The organism is Nocardioides sp. WJ219, assembly GCF_058559815.1.
In genome coordinates, this window is sequence record NZ_JBZUJV010000007.1 from 75,907 (window position 1) to 101,005 (window position 25,099).

The 25,099-nt window shown below is 73.9% G+C and carries 22 protein-coding genes; 17 read left to right on the forward strand and 5 right to left on the reverse strand.

The annotated features are described in order from the left end of the window. The first annotated feature begins 76 nt into the window (after positions 1–76). The 4 genes from AC4MBH_RS17040 (at position 77) to AC4MBH_RS17055 (ending at position 5,481) form a co-directional block, all read left to right on the forward strand. Entirely contained in the window at positions 77–1,429 is a 1,353-nt protein-coding gene (locus tag AC4MBH_RS17040) for an aspartate aminotransferase family protein (protein ID WP_491796277.1), read from the forward strand. Then, complete coding sequence (locus AC4MBH_RS17045; protein WP_491796278.1) at positions 1,429–2,952, forward strand: CoA-acylating methylmalonate-semialdehyde dehydrogenase; 1,524 nt, start codon at positions 1,429–1,431, stop codon at positions 2,950–2,952. Before AC4MBH_RS17040 ends, AC4MBH_RS17045 begins: the two co-directional genes overlap by 1 nt. A 293-nt stretch (positions 2,953–3,245) precedes the next feature. Then, positions 3,246–3,959, forward strand: a complete 714-nt coding sequence (locus tag AC4MBH_RS17050) for an ABC transporter ATP-binding protein (protein WP_491796280.1) — start codon at positions 3,246–3,248, stop codon at positions 3,957–3,959. After that, complete coding sequence (locus AC4MBH_RS17055; RefSeq protein ID WP_491796281.1) at positions 3,934–5,481, forward strand: hypothetical protein; 1,548 nt, start codon at positions 3,934–3,936, stop codon at positions 5,479–5,481. The genes AC4MBH_RS17050 and AC4MBH_RS17055 overlap by 26 nt, the downstream gene beginning before the upstream one ends. A gap of 79 nt (positions 5,482–5,560) precedes the next feature. Here AC4MBH_RS17055 and AC4MBH_RS17060 read toward each other — a convergent pair whose 3' ends face one another. After that, positions 5,561–6,106, reverse strand: a complete 546-nt coding sequence (locus tag AC4MBH_RS17060; RefSeq protein ID WP_491796283.1) for a hypothetical protein — start codon at positions 6,104–6,106, stop codon at positions 5,561–5,563. Positions 6,107–6,142: 36 nt separating this feature from the next. On the opposite strand from AC4MBH_RS17060, the gene AC4MBH_RS17065 reads away from it, so the two are divergent. Genes AC4MBH_RS17065 through AC4MBH_RS17085 form a run of 5 tightly spaced genes read left to right on the forward strand, consistent with a single transcriptional unit; the run spans position 6,143 to position 10,918 of the window. Continuing rightward, positions 6,143–7,387, forward strand: coding sequence for an acyl-CoA dehydrogenase family protein (locus AC4MBH_RS17065; RefSeq protein WP_491796285.1), 1,245 nt, complete (start codon positions 6,143–6,145; stop codon positions 7,385–7,387). Next, positions 7,384–8,463, forward strand: a complete 1,080-nt coding sequence (locus AC4MBH_RS17070; protein WP_491796287.1) for a phosphotransferase family protein — start codon at positions 7,384–7,386, stop codon at positions 8,461–8,463. Before AC4MBH_RS17065 ends, AC4MBH_RS17070 begins: the two co-directional genes overlap by 4 nt. Continuing rightward, positions 8,463–9,128, forward strand: coding sequence for a histidine phosphatase family protein (locus AC4MBH_RS17075; RefSeq protein ID WP_491796289.1), 666 nt, complete (start codon positions 8,463–8,465; stop codon positions 9,126–9,128). The genes AC4MBH_RS17070 and AC4MBH_RS17075 overlap by 1 nt, the downstream gene beginning before the upstream one ends. A 30-nt stretch (positions 9,129–9,158) precedes the next feature. After that, positions 9,159–10,031, forward strand: a complete 873-nt coding sequence (locus AC4MBH_RS17080; protein ID WP_491796291.1) for an endonuclease/exonuclease/phosphatase family protein — start codon at positions 9,159–9,161, stop codon at positions 10,029–10,031. A gap of 14 nt (positions 10,032–10,045) precedes the next feature. Next, positions 10,046–10,918 carry an FkbM family methyltransferase gene (locus AC4MBH_RS17085; RefSeq protein WP_491796292.1) on the forward strand — a complete coding sequence of 291 codons (873 nt, stop codon included), beginning with the start codon at positions 10,046–10,048 and terminating at the stop codon, positions 10,916–10,918. Between the two features lie 9 nt (positions 10,919–10,927). Here the strand turns inward: AC4MBH_RS17085 and AC4MBH_RS17090 are convergent, their stop codons facing one another. Next, complete coding sequence (locus AC4MBH_RS17090; RefSeq protein ID WP_491796294.1) at positions 10,928–12,280, reverse strand: hypothetical protein; 1,353 nt, start codon at positions 12,278–12,280, stop codon at positions 10,928–10,930. An 89-nt stretch (positions 12,281–12,369) separates the two neighbouring features. Here AC4MBH_RS17090 and AC4MBH_RS17095 point away from each other — a divergent pair, with 89 nt between their 5' ends. The 8 genes from AC4MBH_RS17095 (at position 12,370) to AC4MBH_RS17130 (ending at position 22,626) form a co-directional block, all read left to right on the forward strand. Next, positions 12,370–12,993, forward strand: coding sequence for a TetR/AcrR family transcriptional regulator (locus AC4MBH_RS17095; protein ID WP_491796296.1), 624 nt, complete (start codon positions 12,370–12,372; stop codon positions 12,991–12,993). After that, positions 12,990–13,784 carry a TIGR03084 family metal-binding protein gene (locus AC4MBH_RS17100; RefSeq protein ID WP_491796298.1) on the forward strand — a complete coding sequence of 265 codons (795 nt, stop codon included), beginning with the start codon at positions 12,990–12,992 and terminating at the stop codon, positions 13,782–13,784. The genes AC4MBH_RS17095 and AC4MBH_RS17100 overlap by 4 nt, the downstream gene beginning before the upstream one ends. Then, complete coding sequence (locus tag AC4MBH_RS17105; RefSeq protein ID WP_491796300.1) at positions 13,781–15,514, forward strand: acyclic terpene utilization AtuA family protein; 1,734 nt, start codon at positions 13,781–13,783, stop codon at positions 15,512–15,514. The genes AC4MBH_RS17100 and AC4MBH_RS17105 overlap by 4 nt, the downstream gene beginning before the upstream one ends. Beyond that, positions 15,514–16,632: an acyl-CoA dehydrogenase family protein gene (locus AC4MBH_RS17110; RefSeq protein WP_491796302.1), complete on the forward strand. Its 1,119-nt coding sequence runs from the start codon at positions 15,514–15,516 to the stop codon at positions 16,630–16,632. Before AC4MBH_RS17105 ends, AC4MBH_RS17110 begins: the two co-directional genes overlap by 1 nt. Before the next feature lie 20 nt (positions 16,633–16,652). After that, complete coding sequence (locus AC4MBH_RS17115; protein WP_491796500.1) at positions 16,653–18,209, forward strand: acyl-CoA carboxylase subunit beta; 1,557 nt, start codon at positions 16,653–16,655, stop codon at positions 18,207–18,209. Positions 18,210–18,432: 223 nt separating this feature from the next. Then, a complete protein-coding gene (locus tag AC4MBH_RS17120) occupies positions 18,433–20,316 on the forward strand; it encodes an acetyl/propionyl/methylcrotonyl-CoA carboxylase subunit alpha (RefSeq protein WP_491796304.1) in 1,884 nt (627 codons plus the stop codon). Beyond that, positions 20,313–21,473 carry an acyl-CoA dehydrogenase family protein gene (locus AC4MBH_RS17125; RefSeq protein WP_491796306.1) on the forward strand — a complete coding sequence of 387 codons (1,161 nt, stop codon included), beginning with the start codon at positions 20,313–20,315 and terminating at the stop codon, positions 21,471–21,473. The genes AC4MBH_RS17120 and AC4MBH_RS17125 overlap by 4 nt, the downstream gene beginning before the upstream one ends. A gap of 52 nt (positions 21,474–21,525) precedes the next feature. Further along, positions 21,526–22,626 (forward strand): YihY/virulence factor BrkB family protein, encoded by a 1,101-nt coding sequence (locus AC4MBH_RS17130; protein WP_491796308.1) that lies wholly within the window; start codon positions 21,526–21,528, stop codon positions 22,624–22,626. A 52-nt stretch (positions 22,627–22,678) separates the two neighbouring features. Here AC4MBH_RS17130 and AC4MBH_RS17135 read toward each other — a convergent pair whose 3' ends face one another. The 3 genes from AC4MBH_RS17135 to sigK all read right to left on the reverse strand — a co-directional run bounded on the left by AC4MBH_RS17135 (position 22,679) and on the right by sigK (position 25,075). Then, on the reverse strand, positions 22,679–23,461 hold the full coding sequence (locus AC4MBH_RS17135) for a tyrosine-protein phosphatase (RefSeq protein ID WP_491796310.1): 783 nt from the start codon (positions 23,459–23,461) through the stop codon (positions 22,679–22,681). Between the two features lie 292 nt (positions 23,462–23,753). After that, positions 23,754–24,476: an anti-sigma factor gene (locus tag AC4MBH_RS17140; RefSeq protein WP_491796311.1), complete on the reverse strand. Its 723-nt coding sequence runs from the start codon at positions 24,474–24,476 to the stop codon at positions 23,754–23,756. Continuing rightward, on the reverse strand, positions 24,473–25,075 hold the full coding sequence (gene sigK, locus AC4MBH_RS17145; protein WP_491796313.1) for an ECF RNA polymerase sigma factor SigK: 603 nt from the start codon (positions 25,073–25,075) through the stop codon (positions 24,473–24,475). The genes AC4MBH_RS17140 and sigK overlap by 4 nt, the downstream gene beginning before the upstream one ends. Between the last annotated feature and the right edge of the window lie 24 nt (positions 25,076–25,099).

The following is a 25,099-nucleotide window of genomic DNA, read 5'->3' on the forward strand; positions in this document are numbered from 1 at the left end:
CGAGCTTGCGAGGGCGCGATCAGCGAGTCGAAACCCCCGCAGCAGACAGACAACCTTTCCAACGAGGAGACCGACGATGACGACGGCGACCGACCAGGCGACGGGGCTCGACCTCGACGCCGAGACCAAGCGGCTCGACAAGACCCACGTGTTCCACTCGTGGTCGGCGCAGGCCGCGCTCGACCCGCTGGTGGTCGCGGGAGGCCTCGGCTCCCGGGTGTGGGACCACGCCGGCAACCGCTACCTCGACTTCTCCAGCCAGCTGGTCAACGTCAACATCGGCCACCAGCACCCGGCGGTGGTCGCGGCGATCCAGGAGCAGGCGGGGCGGCTGGCCACGATCGCGCCGTCGACGGCCAACCTGCACCGCGGCGAGGCCGCCCGGCGGATCACCGGGCGGGCCCCCGACGGGATGGACAAGGTGTTCTTCACCAACGGCGGCGCCGACGCCAACGAGAACGCGATCCGGATGGCCCGCCTGCACACCCGCCGCGACAAGGTGGTCTCGACCTACCGCAGCTACCACGGCAACACCGGCGCGGCCGTGGTCGCGACGGGCGACTGGCGGCGGGTGCCCAACGAGTTCGCCCGTGCCCACGTGCACGTCTTCGGGCCGTACCTCTACCGCAGCGAGTTCTGGGCGACGACCCCCGAGGAGGAGGCCGAGCGGGCGCTGCGGCACCTGCGGCGCGTGATCGAGTGCGAGGGGCCGGCGTCGGTGGCGGCCGTGCTGCTCGAGACGATCCCCGGTACGGCGGGCGTGCTGGTCCCGCCGCCGGGCTACCTCGCCGGCGTCCGCGAGCTGTGCGACACCCACGGCATCGTGATGATCCTCGACGAGGTGATGGCGGGGTTCGGGCGCGCGGGGGAGTGGTTCGCGTTCGACGCCTTCCCCGAGCTGGCGGGCCGCGGGCCCGACCTGATCACCTTCGCCAAGGGCGTCAACTCCGGCTACGTGCCGGTCGGCGGCGTCGTGATGAGCGACGAGATCGCCGCCGACTTCGACGAGACCGTCTTCCCCGGCGGTCTCACCTACTCCGGCCACCCGCTCGCCGCCGCCTCGATCGTCGCGGCGCTCGACGCGATGGAGTCCGAGGGCATCGTCGCCAACGCCCAGCGGGTCGGCGTCGACGTGATCGGACCCGGTCTCCGCGAGCTCGCCGAGAAGCACCCCGTCGTCGGCGAGGTGCGCGGGCTCGGCGTCTTCTGGGCGCTCGACCTGGTCACCGACCGCGCCACCCGGGCCCCGGTGGCGCCGGCCCACATCGGGCTGGCCAAGAAGGAGCTGCTGGCGCGCGGGCTCGTCCCGTTCGCCGTCGACAACCGCATCCACGTCGTCCCCCCGTGCGTCGTCACCGACGACGAGGTCGCCGAGGCACTGGCGATCTACGACGACGTCCTCACCCTGCTCGACAAGGAGATCTCCTGATGGCCACCCCCACGCTCGACCACTGGATCGGCGGCTCGCTGACCGCCGGCGACTCCGACCGCACCGGCCCGGTCTACGACCCGGCGATCGGCGAGGTCACCAAGCACGTGCGGCTCGGCTCCGCCGCCGACGTCGACGCGGCCGTCGCCGCCGCGCGGGCGGCGTACGTCGGCAGCGACGGGCAGGGCGGCTGGGGCCGCTCGTCGATCGCCAAGCGCCAGACCGTGATGTTCAAGTTCCGCGAGCTGCTCCACGGCCGCCGCGACGAGCTCGCGGCGCTGCTGACCTCCGAGCACGGCAAGGTGCTCAGCGACGCCGCCGGTGAGGTCGCGCGCGGCCTCGAGGTCGTCGAGTTCGCGTGCTCGATGCCCCACCTGACCAAGGGCGGCTACTCCCAGAGCGTCTCGACCGACGTCGACGTCTACTCCGTCAAGGAGCCGCTCGGCGTCGTCGGGATCATCAGCCCGTTCAACTTCCCGGCGATGGTGCCGATGTGGTTCTTCCCGATCGCGATCGCCACCGGCAACACGGTGGTGCTCAAGCCGTCGGAGAAGGACCCGTCGGTGGCCAACTGGCTCGCCGAGGTGCTCACCGAGGCCGGCCTGCCCGACGGGGTGCTCAACGTCGTCCACGGCGACAAGGAGGCCGTCGACGCCCTGCTCGAGCACCCCGACGTCGCCTCGATCTCGTTCGTCGGCTCCACCCCGATCGCCCGCTACGTCTACGAGAAGGGCACGGCCGCCGGCAAGCGCGTCCAGGCCCTGGGCGGTGCCAAGAACCACATGCTGGTGCTGCCCGACGCCGACCTCGACCTGGTCGCCGACGCCGCGGTCAACGCCGGCTTCGGCTCGGCCGGCGAGCGGTGCATGGCGATCTCGGTCGTGCTCGCCGTCGACCCCGTCGGTGACGAGCTGGTCGAGAAGGTCCGCGACCGGATGGGCCGGCTGGTCACCGGCGACGGTCGCGGCGACGCCGACATGGGCCCGCTGATCACCCGCGAGCACCGCGACAAGGTCGCCGGCTACCTCGACGTCGCCACCACCGACGGCGCCACCGTCGTCGTCGACGGCCGCGGCGTCGAGCCGAAGGGAGGAGCGGCCGACGGCTTCTGGCTCGGGCCCTCGCTGGTCGACCACGTGGGCACCACCTCGACGGTCTACACCGACGAGATCTTCGGCCCGGTCCTCTCGGTCGTGCGGGTGGCGTCGTACGCCGAGGGGCTGGCGCTGATCAACGGCAGCCCCTACGGCAACGGCACCGCCATCTTCACCAACGACGGCGGCGCCGCCCGGCGCTTCCAGCAGGACGTCGAGGTCGGCATGGTCGGCATCAACGTGCCGATCCCGGTGCCGGTCGCCTACCACTCCTTCGGCGGCTGGAAGGCGTCGCTCTTCGGCGACGCCAAGGCCTACGGACCCTCCGGCGTCGACTTCTTCACCCGCGAGAAGGCCGTCACCGCCCGCTGGCTCGACCCGAGCAAGAGCCACGGCGGCCTCAACCTGGGGTTCCCGCAGAACAGCTGACGAGGCGGGGCCCGGCGGGGCGGTCGCCTCGCCGGGTCTCGACTCGGGCTCGCTGGCGCTCGCCCGGCTCGACCAGCGTGGGCGGTGGTCGAGCCGCGGGGACGAAGTCTCCGCGAGTCGAGACCCCCGCAGGGTAGGCATCCTTGCCGGGTCTCGACTCGGGCTCGCTGGCGCTCGCCCGGCTCGACCAGCGTGGGTCGCCGACGTCCGTTCGGCCACACCTCGTGACCCGAGCGGGCCATCTTCGTTGGAAGGGAGTGTCCGGGCCACGTCAGTGGGGCGAGGATGGCGGGATGCTCCCGGGTGCCCCGCTCGTCGAGGTGCGCGGTCTGCAGGTGCGCTTCGGGCAGGTCGAGGCGGTCGCCGGCGTCGACCTCACGGCGTACGCCGGGCAGTCCACGGCGCTGCTCGGCCGCAACGGGGCCGGCAAGTCCACCACGATGCGGGTGCTGGCGGGGGTGGTGCCGCCCACCGGCGGGTCGGTGGTGGTCGCGGGCCACGACGTCGTCCAGCAACCGCTGCGGGTCAAGCAGTCGGTCGGCTACTGCCCCGACGTGGGCGGGCTGGTGCCGCGCGCGACGCCGTGGGAGCACATCCAGCTGTCGGCCCGGCTGCGGCGGCTGCCCGACTGGGACGCGCGGGCGCGCGACCTGCTCGAGCGCTTCGAGCTCGGCGACGTCGCCCACCGGGTGACGGCGGGCTTCAGCCACGGCATGGGCCGCCGGCTCAGCGTGCTGCTCGCGGCGCTGCACGAGCCGCGCGTGCTGCTGCTCGACGAGCCCTTCGACGGCGTCGACCCGATCGGCGTCGACGCGACCCTCGACGTCGTCAACGACGCCCGCGCCCGCGGCGCCTGCGTGCTCGTCTCGACCCACCTGCGCGAGCTCGCGATCGAGGCCAGCAGCACGGTGTGCGTGCTGCGTGGCGGGTCCGGGGTCGCCACCGTGCCGTCCTCGGACATGGTCGGGGAGGACGGCGCCCGTGCCTACCGCGGCCTCCTCGACTGAGGTCCCGGTCGACAGGCCCGTCGCGGCCGCCGTCCGGGCCGTCGCCGACGTCGCCCACCTGCTGCGCTTCCGCCGCTCCGCGGCCCGGAGCCGGAAGGCGCGGGCGGTCGGACTCGGGGTCCTGGCGCTGACGGTGGCGGTCGCGGTCGTCCCGGCGTTCGCCCCCGGCGCCGGCGAGTCCACCGGCCGGGCCCGCGACGTCGTTGTCCTGCTGCCCACGGCCCTGGCCGCCTTCGTGCTCCTCGCCGCGGTCTCGGCGGCGGCGTCGGGAGGCGGCCGCGAGCTGCTCGCCCGCGACCCCGCCGCGACCCAGCCGATCAGCCCCACCACCGACCACCTCGGCGCGCTGCTCCTCGCCCCCCTCAACACCGCCTGGATGATCCAGGCCTGGCTGCTGCTCGGCACGACGGCGTACGCCGTGGGGCCCGGCACCCTGCCCACGGCCCAGGTGGTCGTGCTCGTCTGGCTCGGGGTCGGGACGGCGTTCGCGCAGGTGCTCGCCTGGTCGTTCGAGGGGGTCCGCCGGGTGCCGCACGGCATCTCGGTGGTGCGCGGGCTCAACGTGGTCACGTTCGGGGTGGCGCTCGGGCTGCAGCTGTCCAACAACCTCATCGACGCCTTCGACCAGGTCCCGACCCTGCACCTGGTCCTGGCGATGCTCGACGGCCCGACGCTGCGCTGGGCCGTCACCGTGGCGGTCCTGGCCGTCGCGCTGGTGCTCCTGGTCGCGCTGGGCGCCGTCCCCGCGCACATCGCGGCGCACCGGGTGCCGCGCGACGAGCTCAAGGTCGAGAGCGGGTCCTACCCGGTCCGCTCGATGCCCCGGTCGGTGCTCGGCACCATGGTCCGCACCGACCGGTCGTCGGTGTGGCGCGCGGTGCCGATGCGGCGCGGCGTGGTGGTGCTGGCGCTCGGCCCGGCGCTGGTCGCCCTGCTCGGCGACCTGCCGTGGTCGGCGATGACCGTGCTGCCGGGCCTGGTCGCCTCCGGCGGCGCGCTGCTCTACGGCGTCAACGCCTGGTGCCTCGACAGCCGTGGCGCCCTGTGGCGCGAGAGCCTGCCGGTCGCGGCGACGACGGTCTTCGACGCCCGCGCCTACGTGCTCGGGGAGTTCCTGCTCGCGGCCTCGCTGCTCACCGTCGCGGTCGCGAGCCTGCGCGCCGGACTGCCGTCACCCGCCGAGCTGACCGCCCTCGGCGCCACGCTGGCCGTGGTGACGGTGCAGGTGGTGGCCGCGGCCATGCGGTGGTCGTCGCAGCGGCCGTACGCCGTCGACCTGCGTTCCTCGCGCGCCACCCCGGCGCCGCCCGCGACGATGGTCCAGTACTCCGCCCGGCTCGCCCTCACCACCACCCTGACCGGGCTGGTGTTCTCGGTCGGGGCCCAGGTGGGCACCTGGGCGCTCCCGTTCCTGCTCGCCGCCCCGATGCTGCTGTGGTCGGGCCGCCGCCTCCGCCGCACCCGCGCCGCCTGGGCCGACCCGGCCGACCGCGCCCGGGTGATCACGACGGTCGCGGCCTGACGCGGGGGTACTCCGTGACGTCATCGACGTCCCGGGGGCGCCACGACGTCGATGACGTCACGAACTATCCCCCGCAGCGTCAGTCGCTGGGCACCGCGGACGTCGCGCAGTCGGCCTGGGCTGCGCTCAGCTCGTCGACGGCGGGGTCGTCGGAGAAGCCGCCGCTGAGGGTGGCGACGAGGGCGGCGCGGATGCGGTCGGGCTCGATCGCGCCGGTCAGGCACTCCCGGTAGGCCGCCGGGTCGAGGCGGCCCTTGGTCTGGGCGGTGAGCGCACGCGTCGAGACCTCGACGAACGGAGCGCACGAGTCGGCGGCGTCGACCCACGCCTCGGCGACGTCGACCTCGAGCATCGGGGCGACCTCGGTGACCGTGCCGTCGTCCTTGACCAGCTCGGCGTCGACGAGCTCGTCGAGCGTGAGCCGCTCGGTCAGCGCGGTGGCGAAGCACTCGCTCTCGGCGGTGACCTCGGGGGTCGGGTCGTCGCCGGCGTAGAGGGCGGCCAGGCCGGTCTGCACGGCGCCCGGCACGGGCTCGCGGTCGTCGTCCTGCCCGAGGTCGACGTCGTCGCTGCAGCCGCCGAGGACGAGCACAGCGACCGTCGTCGCGAGGAGGAGCAGGCGCACGGCGACGATCCTCCCACGCCCGGTTACGGTCACGACGTGGACTTCGCACCCTCGCCCCGAGCCGCCGACCTCACCGACCGCGTCCGCGCGTTCCTCGCCGAGGAGGTCGAGCCGGTCGAGCGCGACTACCACCGCGACCTCGCCGCCGCCCGCCGCGACGGTGACCCGTGGCAGCCGCTCCCGCTCATCGAGGAGCTCAAGACCAAGGCCCGCGAGCGCGGCCTGTGGAGCCTCTTCCTGCCCGAGGGCCACGTCGGACGCTTCGCCGACAGGTACGGCGAGGGCCTCTCCAACGTCGACTACGCCCCCATCGCCGAGCTGACCGGCCGGTCGGCGATCGCGCCGCTGGTGCTCAACTGCAACGCGCCCGACACCGGCAACATGGAGGTGCTGCTCAAGTACGGCACCGAGGCCCAGCAGGACGAGTGGCTCGAGCCGCTCCTCGACGGTCGGATCCGCAGCGCGTTCGCGATGACCGAGCCCGACGTGGCGTCGTCCGACGCCACCAACATGGCCGCGACCGCCGTGGTCGACGGCGACGAGGTGGTCGTCAACGGCCGCAAGTGGTGGACGTCGGGCATCGGCCACCCCGACTGCCGCGTGATGATCTTCATGGGCCTGACCGACCCGGACGCCGACCGCCACCACCGGCACTCGATGGTGCTGGTCCCGCGCGAGACCCCGGGCGTGGAGGTCGAGCGGATGCTGTCGACGATGGGCTTCCAGGACGAGCCGCTCGGCCACGGGGAGGTGTCGTTCACCGACGTCCGGGTGCCGCTCGCCAACGTCATCGGCGGACCCGGCGAGGCGTTCTCGATCGCGCAGGGCCGGCTCGGCCCGGGCCGCGTCCACCACTGCATGCGCCTCATCGGCCTGGCGGAGATGGCCCTCGAGCTGGCGTGCGAGCGCGCCCTCGAACGCACGGCGTTCGGCAAGCCGATCGCCAACCTCGGCGGCAACCGCGAGCGCATCGCCGAGGCCCGCATCGCGATCGACTCGGTGCGCCTCCTCGTGCTCAACGCCGCCTGGAAGCTCGACGTCGGCGGCCCGCTCAACGCCCTGTCGGAGGTCGCGCAGATCAAGGTCGCCGCGCCCAACGTCGCCCAGCAGGTCATCGACATGGCCATCCAGCTGCACGGCGGCGGTGGCCTGTCCGACGACCACCCGCTCGCCGGCGCCTGGACGACGGCCCGCGCCCTGCGGCTCGCCGACGGCCCCGACGAGGTGCACCGGGGCGTGATCGCGCGCCTCGAGCTCGGCAAGTACGGCGCCCGCCGGTGACCGACGGCGACGCGCACGACGGCAACCCGGCCCGCGCCGTCCGCGACGAGGACGCCTTCGACGTCGACGCCGTCGCGGCGTGGATCGACGAGCGCACCGGGCGTGGGCGGATCGCCGAGGTGCGCCAGTTCCGCGGCGGCGCCAGCAACCTCACCTACCTGCTGCGGTACGCCGACCCCCAGGCGCAGCCCGACCTGATCCTGCGCCGCCCGCCCGGCGGCACCAAGCCCCGGGGTGCCCACGACATGGGCCGCGAGCACGACGTGCAGGCCGCGTTGGCGCCGGTGTTCCCCCAGGTGCCGACGATGGTCGGCCTCTGCACCGACGCGTCGGTGATCGGCTCGGAGTTCTACGTGATGGAGAAGGTCGAGGGTGCCGTCCCGCGGCAGGACCTCGGCTTCCCGGTGACCCCCGCCCAGGCCGCCGACCTGTGCGACGCGGCCGTCGACACCCTGGTCGCGCTGCACGGCGTCGACGTCGACGCCGTGCCGGCCCTCGCGGCGCTCCACCGCGGCGACGGCTACGTCGCCCGCCAGGTCGGCGGGTGGACGAGGCGGTTCGCCGACGCGCGCACCGACGACACCGGCGACTGGTCCGACGTGCTCGCCTGGCTCGACGCCGAGCAGCCCGGCGACGTGGCGCAACGGATGATCCACAACGACTTCCGCCTCGACAACCTCGTGCTCGACCCCCGCACGCTCGCCGTCCGGGCCGTGCTCGACTGGGAGATGGCCACCGTCGGCGACCCGTTGATGGACCTCGGCGGGGCCCTGGCCTACTGGGTCGAGGCCGGCGACGACGAGGTCTTCCAGATGTTCCGGCGCCAGCCGACGACCACCCCGGGCATGTGGACCCGCGCGCAGGTCGTGACGGCCTACTGCGAGCGGTCGGGCCTCGCGCTCCCGGCCGGCGGGTGGCTCTTCTACGAGGTCTTCGGGCTGTTCCGGCTCGCCGTGATCGCCCAGCAGATCTGGTACCGCTACGTGCACCGCCAGACCACCAACGAGGCCTACGCCGTCCTCGGCCCGGCGGTCGGCTACCTCGAGACCCGCTGCCGCGGCCTGATCGCCGGCTGATGGGCGTCGTGCTGCTGGTCCGTCACGGCCAGGCGTCCTACGGCGCCGCCGACTACGACGTCCTCTCGCCCACCGGCTGGGAGCAGGGGCGCCTGCTCGGCGCGTGGCTGGCCGCGCGCGGCGTCGTCCCGACGACGCTGGTGCGGGGCGGGTTGCGCCGCCACCGCGAGACCACGGAGGCCCTCGCCGAGGCCGCCGGCTGGTCCCTCGAGCCCACGGTCGACCCCGACTGGGACGAGTTCGACCACCTCGGCATCGTCGCCAGCCACCCCGAGGCGGCGACGGGGCCGGTCGACGGGCGCGACGCCCAGCGCATCTTCGAGGAGGCCACACGGCGCTGGACCGCCGGCGACGGCGAATTCGACGAGTCGTGGCCCGCCTTCGTGGGCCGGGTACGCCGTGCCCTCGACCGGGTGGCCGCGCGCGCCGGCTCCGGCGAGACGGCCGTCGTCGTCACCTCCGGCGGCGTCATCGGCGTGGTCGCCGCCGCGCTCGCCGACCCCGACGACGACGACCAGGCCGCCCTGGCCCGCCGGTGGACCCGCCACAACACGGTGACGGTGAACTCCTCGGTGACCCGCCTCGTCGTCGGCTCCACCGGGGCCCGCCTGCTGACCTTCAACGAGCACCCCCACCTCGAGGGCGACCACCTCACCTACCGCTGAGGCCGGCCGCCGCGCCGTACGGTGTCGCGGGTGAGGTGGTCCCGCAGCCTGGCGACCGGCGTCGCCGCGCTGGTCGTGGGGATCCCGCTGCTGGCCGCGTGCAGCCCGGACGACGACGGTCCGGGGCGGCCGGCGGTGTCGGACCCGGCCGAGCCCGACGCCGACCTGCCGCGGCGCCGGCTGCTGACCGTCGCGACGTTCAACGTCCTCGGTGCGACGCACACGCGGCCGAGCGGCGGCCGGGCTGACTGGCCGTCCGCCCGCGAGCGCCTGCCGGGTGTGCTGGCGCTCGTCGAGCGCTACCGGCCCGACGTCCTGGGGCTGCAGGAGCTGCAGCCGCCCCAGTCCGCGGCGCTGCGCCGGCGTCTCGGGCGGGCCTGGGGCTACGCCGGCGAGACCGACAACGCCATCGTGTGGCGCAGGTCGGTGTTCGCGCTGGTCTCGACCGCGAGCGTCGAGATCCCGTACTTCGGAGGCCAGCCCAAGCCGATGCCGGTCGTGCGGCTGCGGCACCGGGCCTCCGGGCGGGTGGTCAGCGTGCTCGACGTCCACAACCCCGCCGACAACTACGGCGAGGCGTCGCGCTGGCGCGCCGACGCGGTCCGCCGCGAGCGGGCCTGGGCGGTCGAGGAGCGGGCCGCGGGGCGGGCGGTGCTCCTGCTCGGTGACCTCAACGCCGAGGAGGAGGCGTTCTGCCCGCTCACGCGGGGCGGCCTGATGGTCTCGGCCAACGGCGGCAGCCACGCCCGGGGCGACTGCGTCCCGCCGGAGGAGCCGCAGATCGACTGGATCCTGGGGACCGGTGTCGAGTTCACCGGCTACGTCTCCGACGGCTCGCCCTACGACGACCGGGTCTCCGACCACCCGATCGTGGTCGCGACGGTCGGGCGGTTCCGGCCCTGACTACGGTGTGCGTCATGCCGCGCCAGCCCCCCGCAGACCCCGAGATCCCCGGCTACCAGCGTCGCTGGGTCGACGACGACACCTGGCTCTTCGTCCGGGAGGGGGTCAAGCGCCGCGTCCGACCCCTCGGGCCGCCCGAGCAGCAGGCCACCATCGTCTTCGAACCGGGGGTGGCGCGCCGCCGGCAGGGACGCTTCGAGCGCGGGGTCGCGAGCTTCCTCGCCGCCCAGCACACCGCGTGGCTGCTGCGCGAGCTGCGGATCGACGTCGTGCTCGACGTCGGCGCCAACATCGGGCAGTTCGCCAAGCACGCCCGCCGGCAGGGCTACCGCGGGCGCATCGTGTCCTTCGAGCCGGTCCCCGACCTGGCCGCCGAGCTCGAGCGCGAGGCGGCCGACGACCCGGACTGGCTCGTCGTCCCCTGCGCCCTCGGCGACGCCGACGGCACCGCCGAGATCAACTGGTCGCCCGGCACCCTCAGCTCGCTGCTCCCGGCGAGCGAGTTCGGTCGGCAGTGGCACGGCGCGCTCGACGCGACCACGACGCGCGAGATCCGGATCCGTCGCCTCGCCGACGTCTGGGACGAGGTGATGACCGGTCTCGACGCGCCACGGCCGTTCCTCAAGATGGACACCCAGGGCTACGACGTCGAGACGTTCCGCGGCGCCGGCGACCGGGTCCGCGAGCTCTACGGGCTCCAGTCGGAGGTCGCGATGGTGCCGATCTACGACGGCATGCCGCGGTTCGCCGACCAGCTCGCGCTCTACGAGTCCGCGGGCTTCGAGACAACCGGGATGTACCTGGTCAACCGCGACCGCGAGACGATGCGCGCCATCGAGTTCGACCTGATGATGGTCGGTCCGGCGGGACTCGCCGAGCGCACCTGACGGGGCGCTCTACCGCTCGCAGGCCCGTCGTGCCTCGGCGCGGCACGTGTCGCGCCCGGCCCGGCCGTGGGCCGTGTCGCGTCCGGCGCCGCCCAGCAGCCGGTCGTCGTGCCGCGAGCCCCGCAGCACGTCGGCGCCTCCGTCGCCGGCGAGGACCAACGGTCCCATCGACGACCGCGAGCAGCCGACGAGGACCTGCTGGAAGTAGGAGTCGCGGTCGCGGGTGCGCAGCACGTCGGCCCCGGGACCGCCGCGCACCGTCGCCCGGCAGGCCTGCACGGTGACGCGGTCGGCGCGGGGGGTGCCCTGCACCGTCACCCGCCCGCCGGTGAGCTCGACGTCCTCGACCTGCGTGAGGGCCAGCGTCAGGGCACGCCCCGACCGACCGCAGCGGTAGGCGTCGGAGCGGAGGTCGACGTCGGTGGTGGAGCACGACAGGCGCAGGTCGACCAGGTCGCGTCCGGTCCCGCCGGTGACCCCGTCCGTCGGGGCGAGGGGCCCGGAGGTACGGGGGTCCTCGAAGGCGCGCAGGACGTCGTCGCCGCCACCCAGGGCGACGGACGGAAGGGACCGGGAGGCGAGGTTGTCCCAGCGGACCTCCTCGTCGTCCGGCCCCCCGACGAAGACGTAGGACCGGACGGGGGCGAACAGGCCGAAGCGCTCGACCTCGTGCCACCGCAGCTTCTCCACCCCGCCCGCCGTGGCCGCACCGGTCGCCGCGCCGTTGCGGAAGACCCAGTCGAGCTCGGCGTCGGGGTCACCGGTGTCGGTGTCGAGGTAGGCGTCGCTCCAGCGCAGGTCGAGGTCGTCCGAGCCCGCGCCGCCGTCGAGCCGGGCACCGGGTGCGAGGACCCGGCCGGCGAGGAGCATCGTGTCGTCGCCGGTGCCGAGCGCCAGGTCGTCGCGCAGGTCGACCCACAGCGCGCCCGACTCGACGACGTCGTCACCCGCGCCGGCGCGGACGACGTCGGGCTCGTCGCGCTCGGCCAGGTCGCCGCCGTCGCCGGCGTCGACGGTCTCGTCGCCGGCTCCGCCGACGAAGGTGTCGGAGCCGCGGCCGAGGTGGTGCTCGGCGGCGCCCGCACCGCCGCGCACCTCGTCGTCGCCGTCCCCGGCGTCGACGTACGTCGTGGCGCCGACGGGCCCGGTCACGCAGACGACGTCGTCGCCGGACCGGGCATCGACGCTGCGGGCACCGCCGGTGACGACCACGTCCGGTCCGCGGGTGCCCTGCAGGTGCCGCTCGCCGTGGCCGACCACCGTCGCTTCCTGCCCGCCGCACGACGGGGCCGCCGCACCGGCGGTCCCCCCGGGCACGACGAGGACGGTGGCGGCGAGGAGCAGGGCGCAGGAGCGGTTCACGCGAGGACAACGCGGGGGCACGGCGCCGCGTTGACGGCAGATAAAGTCAGGCTTGACTGTTTGTTGGTGGGTGCGGCATCGTCGTCGTCGTGACCACCGCGACGACGCCGCCGGGCCGGGTGCCCCAGGAGGAGCGCACCCGGGCGATGCGGGCGCGCCTGCTCGAGGCCACGGTCGAGTGCCTGGTCGAGCGCGGGTTCGCCGGCACGTCGACCACGCTCGTCTCCGAGCGCGCCGGCGTCAGCCGCGGCGCCCAGCTGCACCACTTCCCGAGCAAGAACGACCTGGTGGTGGCCGCGGTCGAGCACCTCACGGTGGTGCGCGGCGCCGAGCTGGCCGCCGCTGCCGCGACCCTGCCGGACGGCGAGCGGCGCACGAGGGCGGTCCTGCAGATGCTCGGCGACCACTTCGCCTCCCCGGTCTTCTTCGCCGCGCTCGAGCTGTGGGTCGCGGCGCGCACCGACGCCGCCCTGCTCGCCGCAGTCGCGCCGCTGGAGCAGCGGGTCGGCCGCGAGGCGCACCGGCTCGTCGTCGAGGCCCTCGGCGCCGACGAGTCGCGACCCGGGGTGCGCGAGCTCGTGCAGGCCACCCTCGACCTGGTCCGCGGGCTCGGGCTCGCCACCACCATCACCGACGACGCGCGACGCCGTACGGCGATCCTCGACCAGTGGGCCCTCGTGCTCGACACCCAGCTCACGGGAGCAGACGCATGAGCCTCCTCGACGACCTCCTCGACGACCTCGCCGCCGAGGGCGACCGGCTGCGCACCGTCGTCGCCGGCCTCGACGCCGCCGGCTGGGCCACGCCCACCCCCGCTCCGGGTTGGACCGTCGCCACCCAGGTCGCACACCTCCTCTGGACCGACGAGACCGCTACGGCCGCGGCCACCGCCCACCTCGACGCCACCGCCTGGGGCGCCCTGGCCCGCGCCGCCGCCGCCGACCCCACGGGCTTCGTCGACACCGGGGCCCACGACCTCGAGACCCTCCCGCCGACCGACCTCCTGGCCCGCTGGGACGCCGGCCGCGCCGCGCTGGTCGCCGCGCTGCGCGCGGTCCCCGAGGGCGGCAAGATGCCGTGGTTCGGCACCTCGATGGCGGCGCCGTCGATGGCGACCGCGCGGTTCATGGAGACCTGGGCCCACTCGCTCGACGTGCACGAGGCCCTCGGCCGCGCGCTGGAGCCGTCCGACCGGATCCGGCACGTCGCCCACCTCGGCGTCCGCACCCGCGCCCACTCCTTCGCCACCCACGGCCTCGAGGTGCCACTGGCCGACGTGCGGGTGGTGCTCACCGCCCCGAGCGGCGAGACGTGGGCGTGGGGGCCCGACGAGGCGCCGGAGTCGGTCACCGGCCCCGCCCTCGACTTCTGCCGCCTCGTCACCCAGCGCGTCCACCGCGCCGACACCGACCTCGTCGCCAGCGGCCCCGGCGCCGACGCCTGGCTCGACGTCGCCCAGTGCTTCGCCGGACCCTCGGGCGCCGGTCGCGAGGCCACCGCATGACCGCGCCGCTGCGGGTCGGCAACTGCTCGGGCTTCTACGGCGACCGGCTCTCCGCGATGCGCGAGATGCTGGAGCAGGGCGAGCTCGACGTGCTCACCGGCGACTACCTCGCCGAGCTGACCATGCTCATCCTCGGCAGGGACACGATGAAGGACGCCAGCCTCGGCTACGCCCGCACCTTCGTCCGCCAGGTCGAGGACTGCCTCGGCCTCGCGCTCGAGCAGCGCGTCCGGATCGTCAGCAACGCCGGCGGCCTCAACCCCGCCGGCCTCGCCGACCGGCTGCGCGAGGTCGCGCGTGGCCTCGGCCTCGACCCGGCGATCGCGCACGTCGAGGGCGACGACGTCCGCCCCCGCGCCGAGGAGCTCGGGATCAGCGGGGCGCTCACGGCCAACGCCTACCTGGGCGGGTTCGGCATCGCGGCCGCCCTGCGCCAGGGCGCCGACGTCGTCGTGACCGGCCGGGTCACCGACGCCTCCCTGGTCGTCGGGCCGGCCGTCGCCCACCACGGCTGGGGCGCGACGGCGTACGACGAGCTGGCCGGCGCCGTCGTCGCCGGCCACGTCCTCGAGTGCGGCACCCAGGCCACCGGCGGCAACTTCTCGGGGTTCACCACGCTGCCGCGCGAGTCGCTGGGGGGCCGTCCGCTCGGGTTCCCGATCGCCGAGATCGAGGCGGACGGCTCGTTCGTGGTGACCAAGCACGCCGGCACCGGCGGCGCGGTCACCGTCGACACCGTCACCGCCCAGCTGGTCTACGAGATCCAGTCGACCCGCTACCTCGGTCCCGACGTCACCACGCACCTCGACACCGTCCGCCTGGCCCAGGACGGGGCCGACCGGGTCGCGGTCAGCAGCGTGCGCGGCCAGGCGCCGCCCGAGCGGCTCAAGGTCGGGATCAACACCCTCGGCGGCTTCCGCAACACCATGGAGCTGGTGCTCACCGGGCTCGACATCGACGCCAAGGCCGACTGGGTCCGCGCCCAGCTCGACGGTGCGTTCACGGCGTCGACGGTCACCTGGACCCGGACGGCCCTGCCCCTCGCGGACGCCGACACCGAGGAGGGGGCGTCCTGCCTGCTCCGCGTGACCGCCAAGGACCCCGAGGCCGGCCCGGTCGGCAAGGCCTTCACCGGGCCGCTGGTCGAGCTCGCCCTCGGCTCCTACCCCGGCTTCACGATGACCTCGCCGCCCGGGCACCCGACGCCCTACGGCGTCTACCGGCCGGCCTACGTCGACCGCGCCGCCGTCACCCAGACCGTGGTGCACGCCGACGGTCGGCGCGAGGTCGTCGCCGACCCCCCGGCGTACGCCGAGGCCGACGACGACCACGGTCGCCGGCCCTCGCCCTACCCGGCGCCGCCGGACTCGGTGACCCGCCGGGTGCCGCTCGGCTCGTTCGTGCACGCCCGGTCGGGCGACAAGGGCGGCGACGCCAACCTCGGGCTCTGGGTCGCCCACGACGGCTCGGAGAAGTACGCCGAGCGGGTCACCTGGCTGACCAAGGTCATCACCCCCCGCAAGGTGCGCGAGCTCGTGCCCGAGGCGGCCGACCTCCCCGACGACGCCGTCGAGGTCTACGTGCTGCCCCACCTCGGCGCCGTCAACGTGCTCCTCCGCGGCCTCCTCGGCGAGGGCGTCGCCGCCTCCACCCGCTTCGACCCCCAGGCCAAGGGCCTGGGGGAGTGGGTGCGCTCCCGCTACGTCCACATCCAGGAAGGCCTGCTCTGATGGACATCAAGGACGTCGGTGCCGAGTTCACCCGGCGCGAGGTCCTGCCCCACCTCGACCGCTGGGAGGACGAGGGCAGCCTGCCGCGCGAGCTCCACCTCGCCGCGGCCCGGCAGGGGCTGCTCGGCGTCGGGTTCCCCGAGGAGGTCGGCGGCCAGGGCGGCGACCTGCTCGACACGACCGACCTGCAGGAAGGCATGTTCGGGGCCGGGGCCTCCTCCGGCCTGATGTCGGCGCTGTTCACCCACGGGATCGCCCTGCCCCACATGGTGTCCTCGGGCAGCAGCGACCTCGTCGACCGGTTCGTGCGGCCGACCCTCGCCGGCGAGCAGATCGGGTCGCTGGCCGTCACCGAGCCCGGCGGCGGCTCCGACGTCGCCGGACTCCGCACCACCGCCGTCCGGGAGGGCGACCACTACGTCGTCAACGGCGCCAAGACCTTCATCACCAGCGGCACCCGCGCCGACTTCGTGACCACCGCGGTCCGCACCGGCGGGCCCGGCCACGCCGGGATCAGCCTGCTCGTGGTCGAGGCCGGCACACCCGGGTTCACCGTCGACCGGACCCTGAGCAAGATGGGCTGGCTGTGCTCCGACACCGCCGAGCTGTCCTACGTCGACGTGCGCGTCCCGGTCGCCAACCTGGTCGGCGAGGAGGGCCAGGGCTTCTACCAGATCGCCGAGCAGTTCGTCGTCGAGCGGATGGCGCTCGCCGTGCACGCCTACGGCATCGCGGGGCGCGCGCTCGGGCTGACCGCGCAGTACTGCCGCGACCGCGAGACGTTCGGACGGCCGCTGATCAGCAACCAGGTGGTGCGCCACAAGCTGGTCGAGATGCGGCGCCAGGTCGAGGTGGCCCGCACCTACGCCCGGGAGGTCGCCCGCCGCCACGTGGCCGGCGAGAGCGTGATCGCCGAGGTGTGCCTGGCCAAGGAGACCGCCTGCAACGCCGCGACGTACGTCTGCGACCAGGCGGTCCAGCTGCACGGCGGTGCCGGCTACCTGCGCGGCACCGAGGTCGAGCGGCACTACCGCGACGCCCGGATCCTCCCGATCGGCGGTGGGGCCACCGAGGTGCTCACCGACCTGAGCGCCAAGCTGCTGGGCTACGCCTCGTGAGCGCCGACAACCGGACCGCGATGCTCGACAAGCTCGCCGCGCTCGACGCCGAGCACGCCAAGGCGGTCGCCGGCGGCGGCGAGCGCAGCGTGCAGCGCCACCACGACCGCGGCAAGCTGATGCCGCGCGAGCGGATCGAGCTGCTCGTCGACGAGGGCTCGGCGTTCCTCGAGCTCTCGCCGTTGGCGGGCTGGGGGTCGGACTTCACCGTCGGTGCGTCGGTGGTCACCGGCATCGGTGTCGTCGAGGGCGTGGAGTGCATGATCACCGCCAACGACCCCTCGGTGAAGGGCGGCGCCAGCAACCCCTGGACGGTCAAGAAGATCTTCCGGGCCGCCCAGATCGCCGAGGAGAACGGGCTCCCGACGATCTCGCTGGTCGAGTCCGGCGGCGCCGACCTGCCGACGCAGAAGGAGATCTTCATCCCCGGCGGCAAGCTGTTCCGCGACCTCACCCGCTCCAGCGCCGCCAAGGTCCCGACGATCGCGCTGGTCTTCGGCAACTCCACCGCCGGCGGCGCCTACGTGCCCGGCATGAGCGACCACACCGTGATGGTCCGGGAGCGCGCCAAGGTGTTCCTGGGCGGCCCGCCGCTGGTCAAGATGGCCACCGGCGAGGAGTCCGACGACGAGTCGCTCGGCGGAGCCGAGATGCACGCCCGCACCTCCGGCCTGGCCGACCACCTCGCCGACGACGAGCACGACGCCATCCGGATCGGACGCCGGATCGTGGCCCGGCTCAACTGGCGCAAGGCGACCGCCGAGCCCGCCCCCGCGTCGTACGCCGAGCCCGCCGTCGACCCCGACGACCTGCTCGACCTGGTCCCGAGCGACCTCAAGGTGCCGTTCGACCCGCGCGCCGTGATCGCCCACCTCTGCGACGGCGTCTCCGCCGCCAACGGCGCGGTCCTCGACGAGTTCAAGCCGCTCTACGGCACCTCGCTGGTCACCGGCTGGGGTCGCATCCACGGCCGCCCGGTGGGCATCCTCGCCAACGCCCAGGGGGTGCTGTTCAGCGAGGACGCGCAGAAGGCCACGCAGTTCGTGCAGCTGGCCAACCAGACCGACACCCCGCTGCTGTTCCTGCACAACACCACCGGCTACATGGTCGGCAAGGACTACGAGCAGGGCGGCATCATCAAGCACGGCGCGATGATGATCAACGCGATCAGCAACTCCACCGTGCCGCACCTGACGGTGATCATGGGGGCGTCCTACGGCGCCGGCAACTACGGCATGAACGGCCGCGCCTACGACCCCCGCTTCCTCTTCACCTGGCCCAGCGCCAAGTCGGCGGTGATGGGCCCGGCCCAGCTGGCCGGCGTCCTGGAGATCGTGGCGCGGCAGTCGGCGGAGTCCAAGGGCGAGGCCTTCGACGCCGCGGGCTTCGGTGGCATCAAGGACCTCGTCGAGGCCCAGGTCGAGGAGCAGTCGCTGCCGCACTTCCTCTCCGGGATGCTCTACGACGACGGCGTCATCGACCCCCGCGACACCCGCACCGTGCTCGGCATCTGCCTCTCGGTGATCGAGAACCGGCCCTACGCCGGCACCGACCGGTTCGGGGTGTTCCGGCCGTGATCGAGAGAGCAGCGGTGCGACCTGTCGTTCCCGCGCGATCGAACGGCATTGACAGTTCCGGGCCCGTCAGATCTGTCGTTCCCGCGCGATCGAACGGCATTGGCAGTTCCGGGCCCGTGAGATCTGCCGTTCCCGCGCGATCGAACGGCATTGACAGTTCCGAGCCCACGAAATCTGTCGTTCCCGCGCGATCGCGCGGCAACAGCAACCCAGGAGCCCACCGATGATCACCCGACTCCTGGTCGCCAACCGGGCCGAGATCGCCAGCCGCGTGTTCCGCACCTGCCGCACCCTCGGGATCGAGACCGTGGCGGTCCACTCCGACGCCGACGCCGGGCTGCCCTACGTCGCCGAGGCCGACCATGCCGTGCACCTGCCCGGCACCAGCCCGGCGCAGACCTACCTGCGCGCCGACCTCGTCATCGAGGCGGCCACCCGCGCCGGAGCCGACGCGATCCACCCGGGTTACGGGTTCCTCTCCGAGAACGCCGACTTCGCCCGGGCGGTCCAGGCCGCCGGGATCACCTGGGTGGGGCCGGCGCCGGAGTCCATCGAGGCGATGGGCTCCAAGATCGAGGCCAAGCTGCTGATGGAGCGGGCCGGGGTGCCGGTCCTGACGGCACCCGCCGAGCCGACCGAGGCCGACCTCCCGCTCATCGTCAAGGCCAGCGCCGGGGGCGGTGGCCGCGGCATGCGGATCGTCCGGAGCCTGGCCGACCTGCCGGGCGAGGTCGAGAAGGCCACCGCCGAGGCGGCGTCGGCGTTCGGCGACGGCACCGTGTTCGTCGAGCCGTACGTCGAGCGTGGCCGGCACGTCGAGGTGCAGGTCGTCGGGCACCCCGACGGCGTCCAGGTCCACGGCGAGCGCGACTGCTCGCTGCAGCGGCGCCACCAGAAGGTGGTCGAGGAGGCGCCCGCGCCGCGGCTCCCCGACGCCACCCGCGCCGCCCTGCACGAGGCGGCCCGCGCCGCGGCCGCCGCCATCGGCTACCTCGGCGCCGGCACCGTCGAGTTCCTCTACGACGAGGCCGCCGACCGGTTCTGGTTCCTGGAGATGAACACCCGGCTCCAGGTCGAGCACCCGGTCACCGAGCTCACCCACGGCCTCGACCTGGTCGCCGAGCAGCTCGCGGTGGCGGAGGGGCGGGCCCCCACCCCGGCCGGCGAGCCCACCGGCCACGCCATCGAGGTCCGCCTCTACGCCGAGGACCCCGACGCCGGCTACCAGCCGCAGAGCGGCCGGCTCACGGCGTTCGAGATCCCGGTCGAGGACGGCATCCGGGTCGACACCGGGTTCGTCTCCGGCAGCGAGGTCTCGACCCACTACGACGCCATGCTGGCCAAGGTCGTCGCCTGGGCGCCCACCCGGGCCGGGGCCGCCCGCCGGCTCGCCGGCGTCCTCCGCCGCGCGCGCATCCACGGCCTCACCACCAACCGTGACCAGCTCGTCGCCGTGCTGCGCGACCCGCGGTTCCTCGCCGGCGAGGTGAGCACGGCGTTCCTCGACGAGCCGCTCGCGCGACCCGCGCGCACCGGCCGCCCCGACGTCGCCGCGGCGATCGCGGTCGCCGAGCAGACTCGCACGGCCCGCACCGTCCAGCGCGGCGCGCCGGTCGCCTGGCGCAACGTCGTCAGCCAGCCGCAGCGCACGGCGTTCGACGACGGCACCGTCGTGGAGTGGTACGGCAGCCGCGACGGCTACTCCGTCGACGGCGTGACGGTCGTCGACGCCGGCCCGAGCCGGGTCACCCTCGAGGTCGGCGGCGTCCGGACGTCGTACGAGGTGGTCGCCGGGACCGCCGGTTCGTACGACGTCGACTGGCCGGGCGGGCACGTCGCCCTGCGGCGCACCCCCCGGTTCGTCGACCCCGCCGACGCGGTGGCGAGCGGCAGCCTGCTCGCGCCGATGCCCGGCACGGTCGTCGCGGTGGCGGTCGAGGCCGGCCAGCGCGTGCTCCGGGGCGAGGTCGTGCTGGTGCTCGAGGCGATGAAGATGCAGCACACCGTGACCGCGCCGACCGACGGCGTGGTCACCCAGATCGAGGCACACCCCGGGTCGCAGGTCGCGGCCGGCGAGGTCCTCGCCGTAGTGGAGGAGCACGAATGAGCACGTTCACCGAGCCCGACGAGCGCCAGGAGCTCCGCGTCCAGGTCGCCAAGATGGCGAGCAAGTACGGCCGCGAGTGGTTCACCCAGAAGGCCCGCGCCGGCGAGAAGACCACCGAGCTGTGGCTCGAGATCGGCCGCCACGGCTACCTCGGCATCAACATCCCCGAGGAGTACGGCGGCGGGGGCGGCGGCATCGGCGACATCGCCGCGGTCTGCGAGGAGCTAGCCGCGCAGGGCTGCCCGCTGCTGCTGATGGTCGTCAGCCCCGCGATCTGCGGCACCGTGATCAGCAAGTACGGCACCGAGGACCAGAAGCGGCGCTGGCTCCCCGGCCTGTGCGACGGCACCAGCACGATGGCGTTCGCGATCACCGAGCCCGACGCCGGCACCAACACCCACAACATCACCACCACCGCGCGCCGCGACGGCGACAGCTGGGTGCTCAGCGGCCAGAAGATCTGGATCTCCGGCGTCGACGAGTCCGACAACGTGCTCGTCGTCGCCCGCACCGAGGACGCCCGGACCGGCAAGGTCAAGCCGGTCCTGCTCGTCGTCCCGACCGACAGCCCCGGCCTCACCTACCACCACATCCCGGTCGAGATGGTCTCCCCGGAGAAGCAGTTCCAGGTGTTCATCGACGACGTCCGGCTGCCGGCCGACGCGCTGGTGGGCGACGAGAACGGTGGTCTCGTGCAGCTGTTCGCCGGGCTCAACCCCGAGCGGATCATGGCGGCGTCGTTCAGCCTCGGCATGGCCCGCTACGCGCTGGAGAAGGCGACGGCGTACGCCAAGGAGCGCACGGTCTTCGACGTGCCGATCGGCAGCCACCAGGCCATCGCGCACCCGCTGGCCCAGAGCCACATCGAGATCGAGATGGCGCGGCTGATGACCCAGAAGGCGGCCGCCCTCTACGACGCCGGCGACGAGACCGCCGCCGGCCCGGCCGCCAACATGGCCAAGTACGCCGCCGCCGAGGCCGCCTGCGACGTCGTCGACCGCGCCGTGCAGACCCACGGCGGCAACGGCGCGAGCCAGGAGTACGGGATGGCGGGGCTGCTGGTGGCCAGCCGCGTCTCGCGGATCGCGCCGGTGAGCCGCGAGATGATCCTCAACTTCGTGGCCATGCACTCGCTGGGGCTCCCCAAGTCCTACTGACGCCGGGGCAGCGCCTCCCCGGCACCGAAGGGGTGATCGGTAGCCTCACAGCATGGGTGCCGTCGGCGGGGTTGACCGCGCCCAGCGTCGCCACACCGTGCTCGGCTTCCCGATCGCGGTGGTCTACAAGTTCTTCGACGACCAGGGCAACGTGCTCGCGGCGGCGGTGACCTACTACGCCTTCGTCGCGATCTTCCCGCTGCTGCTGCTCGCCTCCTCGATCCTGGGCTTCCTGCTGCAGGGCAACCCAGAGCTCCAGGAGCAGGTGCTCGACTCGGCCCTGCGGACCTTCCCGATCGTCGGCGACGAGCTCGGCCGGCCGCAGGGCCTGCAGGGCTCGACCAGCGCCGTGATCGTCGGCGGGCTGGCCGCGCTGTACGGCGCCGTCGGCCTCGGCCAGGCCATCCAGAACCTGATGGCGGTCGTCTGGGCCGTCCCGCGCAACAGCCGGCCCAACCCCGTGTTCGCGCGCGTGCGCAGCCTGGTCCTGCTCATCTTCGCCGGCATCGGCGTCGTGGGCATCTCGATCTTCTCGGCCGTCGGGCGCAACACCGAGGCGTTCGGCGACCGGATGGACTCCACGCTGGGCTGGCTCGTCCAGATCGGCACGGTGATCGTCGTCGGCGCGGTGCTCACCATCCTGTTCCGCGTCGCCGCCGCCCGCAGCCACGGGGTGCGCACCGCGATCCCGGGGGCCCTGACGGTGGCGGTGTCCTGGCAGGTGCTGCAGTGGCTCGGCACGGTCTACGTCACCAAGGTGATCACCGGGGCGTCCTCGCTCAACCAGACCTTCGCCTTCGTCCTGGGGCTGGTCGGCCTGATCTACATCGCCTCGGTGATGGCGATCCTCGGCATCGAGGTCAACGTCGTCCTCGCGCGCCGGCTGTGGCCGCGCGCGCTGCTGACGCCGTTCACCGACGCCGTCGACCTCACCGAGGCCGACCGCCGCGCCTACGCGATGTACGCCCAGATGCAGCGGCACAAGGGCTTCGAGACCGTCGTGGTCCGCTTCGACGGCCGCGACGGCGGCACCCACGAGATCGTCCTCGAGCCCGGCTCGAAGACCGCCGCCGCCCCCGAGCCGGAACCAGAGCCCGAACCCACCCCCGAACCCACCCCCGAACCCACCCCCGAACCCGACCCCCGGGGATAGCTCGACTCCTGGTCGACCTCGAGGGCGTCCTGGAGGTCGACCAGGAGTCGAGCTATCCCGGCGGCGGGGTGACCAACCGGGCGCGGAGCGCGGCGAGCAGGTCGTCGCCCAGCCCGAGGCCGTGCCGCAGGTAGCCCTCGATCGAGCCGTACGACGCCACGGCCTGCTCGTCGGCGGCGCGCAGGTAGGCGAGGTCGGCGACCATGGTCGGCTCGAACGTCGGGACCTTGTCGGGGCCGAGGTGGGCGGCCACCAGGCCCAGGTACTTCTCCCGCGTGCCGGCCGATCGCTCGTTGGTGAGCAGGTAGTCGGCCGCGACGACGTCGTCGGGCACGCCCGCGACCCGCAGCACGAGCGCTGCGGCCCAGCCGGTGCGGTCCTTGCCGGCGGTGCAGTGGAACAGCTGCGGGGTCGTCGAGCTGGCCATCGAGGCGAGCAGCGTCCCGAAGGACCGGCGCGCCCGGACGTCGGTGACGAACCGGCGGTAGATCGAGAGCATCGTCTCGTACGCCGCCGCCGCATCCGGCAGCTCGGCGCCCGCGCCGGGCGGGATGCCGACGACCTCGACGTGCTGCCAGGTGGCACCGGGCACCTCGACGTCGGGGTGCGCCTCCACCTCGTGGCCGCTGCGCAGGTCGAAGATCGCGCTGATGCCGAGCGAGGACAGCGTGGCGGCGTCCTCGCCGAGCAGCTGCAGCTCGTTGGAGCGCCAGAACACCCCAGATCGCAGCCGTACGCCGTCGGCGGTCTCGTAGCCGGGACCCGTGACATCACGGAAGTTGTCGGCCGACGCGAGTCGGAGGAGCTCGTCGCCCAGGCGGTCCTCGTCACTCACCAGGCCAGGGTAGGACGGTCGGGCCACCCCAGCGCCGGGGGACGCCGACTAGTCACATCGGACCAGCCCGGCCGGGCGGTGGCGGTCGACCGACCCGATTCCCTAGGCTGCTCGCCGGCGGCACTGGGGAGAGTCGCCACGGGAGGGAGTCCCGCTCGCCGCACCCGTGCGGACGTCGCGGGCCACCCGCTGTCCCGGAGCCCGGGAGCGCACCCGGGCCGAGGGAGGACGCCGGCTCGGGCCGGACGTCCCCCGCTCGCGGGCTGCCGGTGGCGGCCCGTGGCCGTCGGCGTCAGGCCAGCTCGACGGCGCCGACGAAGTTGTCGAGGTCGGGCTGCTCGGCGCCGTCGGCGTCCTCGATGGTGATGTTGGCGGTGGTGGCCGACGCGGCGTCGCCGTGCAGGACCGTGGGCACGTCGGGGTCGTCGAGGAACCCGGCCGGGGTCATGTGACCCTCCAGGTCGAGCCAGAGCTGGTAGACCTGCCCCTCGGGCAGGGCCGGCAGCCCGTCGGCACGCAGTACCGCGCTGTCGAGGTCGGCCGAGTGCACGACCTCCAGGCGGGCGCCGTCGTCGAGCGAGGCGGCGTACGTCTCGGCGTCGGGCGCCTCGAGGACGCGCTCGGCCGGGGCCGGGATGGCGTAGTCGGCCGCGGGGTCGTCGTTGCCCTCGTGCCAGACGGTGGAACCGGCCACGCCAACTGCGATCAGTGCCACAGCTGCCGCGACCAGAGCCGGAAATCGGCGACGCGTCGACCGCCCCCGCTCGGCTGCGGCGACCACGACCGGCGGCAGGGGACGCACGGCGGCGATGCCGGCGAGCACCGACTCGCGCAGGTGGGCCGGGGGTGCCTGGCTGGTGGTCTCGGTGAGCAGTCCGGCGGTGGCGCGCAACGAGTCGACCTCGGCGCGGCAGGAGTCGCAGCCGGCCAGGTGGCGCTCGAACTGGGCCCGCTCGAACTCGTCGACGGCGTCGACGGCGTACGCGCCAGACAGTGCGTGGATGTCCATGCTCATGTCTGCACTCCTATCTTGTCGCGTAGGCGGATCAGGCCGTCTCGGATGCGGGTCTTGGCGGTGCCGACGGGGAGGTCGAGGATGCCGGCCACCTCGGTGTGGGTGTAACCACCGAAGTAGGCGAGCTCGATGGCCTCGCGCTGGACGTCGGTGAGCCCCTTCAGCGCGCCGCGCACGCGCTGGGCCTCCATGGAGGCCTGGGCGGCGTCGGCGGTGACGTCGTGGTCGATCGTGGCGCTCTGCTGGTGGTACGTCGTGTCGCGCCGGGTGGATGCCTCGGCCGACCGGACCCGGTCGACCGCCTTGCGGTGGCAGATGGTCATCAGCCACGAGAGCGCGCTGCCGCGCTCCTGGTCGAAGCGGCTGGAGGTCTTCCAGACCTCCAGGAACGCCTCCTGGGTGACCTCCTCGGCCTGGGCCGGGTCGCGGACGACCCGGACCGCGAGCCCGTAGACCCGCGAGGAGGTGGCGTCGTACAGCTCGGCGAAGGCCTGCTGGTCACCCCTGGCGGAGCGCCGGAGCAGGTCGGCCAGCACGTCGGCCGTGGCCGCCGGCACCCCACGTGGGGTGCCGGCGGGCTCGGGCGTCAGCCTGGTCATGCGCTGATCTTGCCGTGCGTGTGC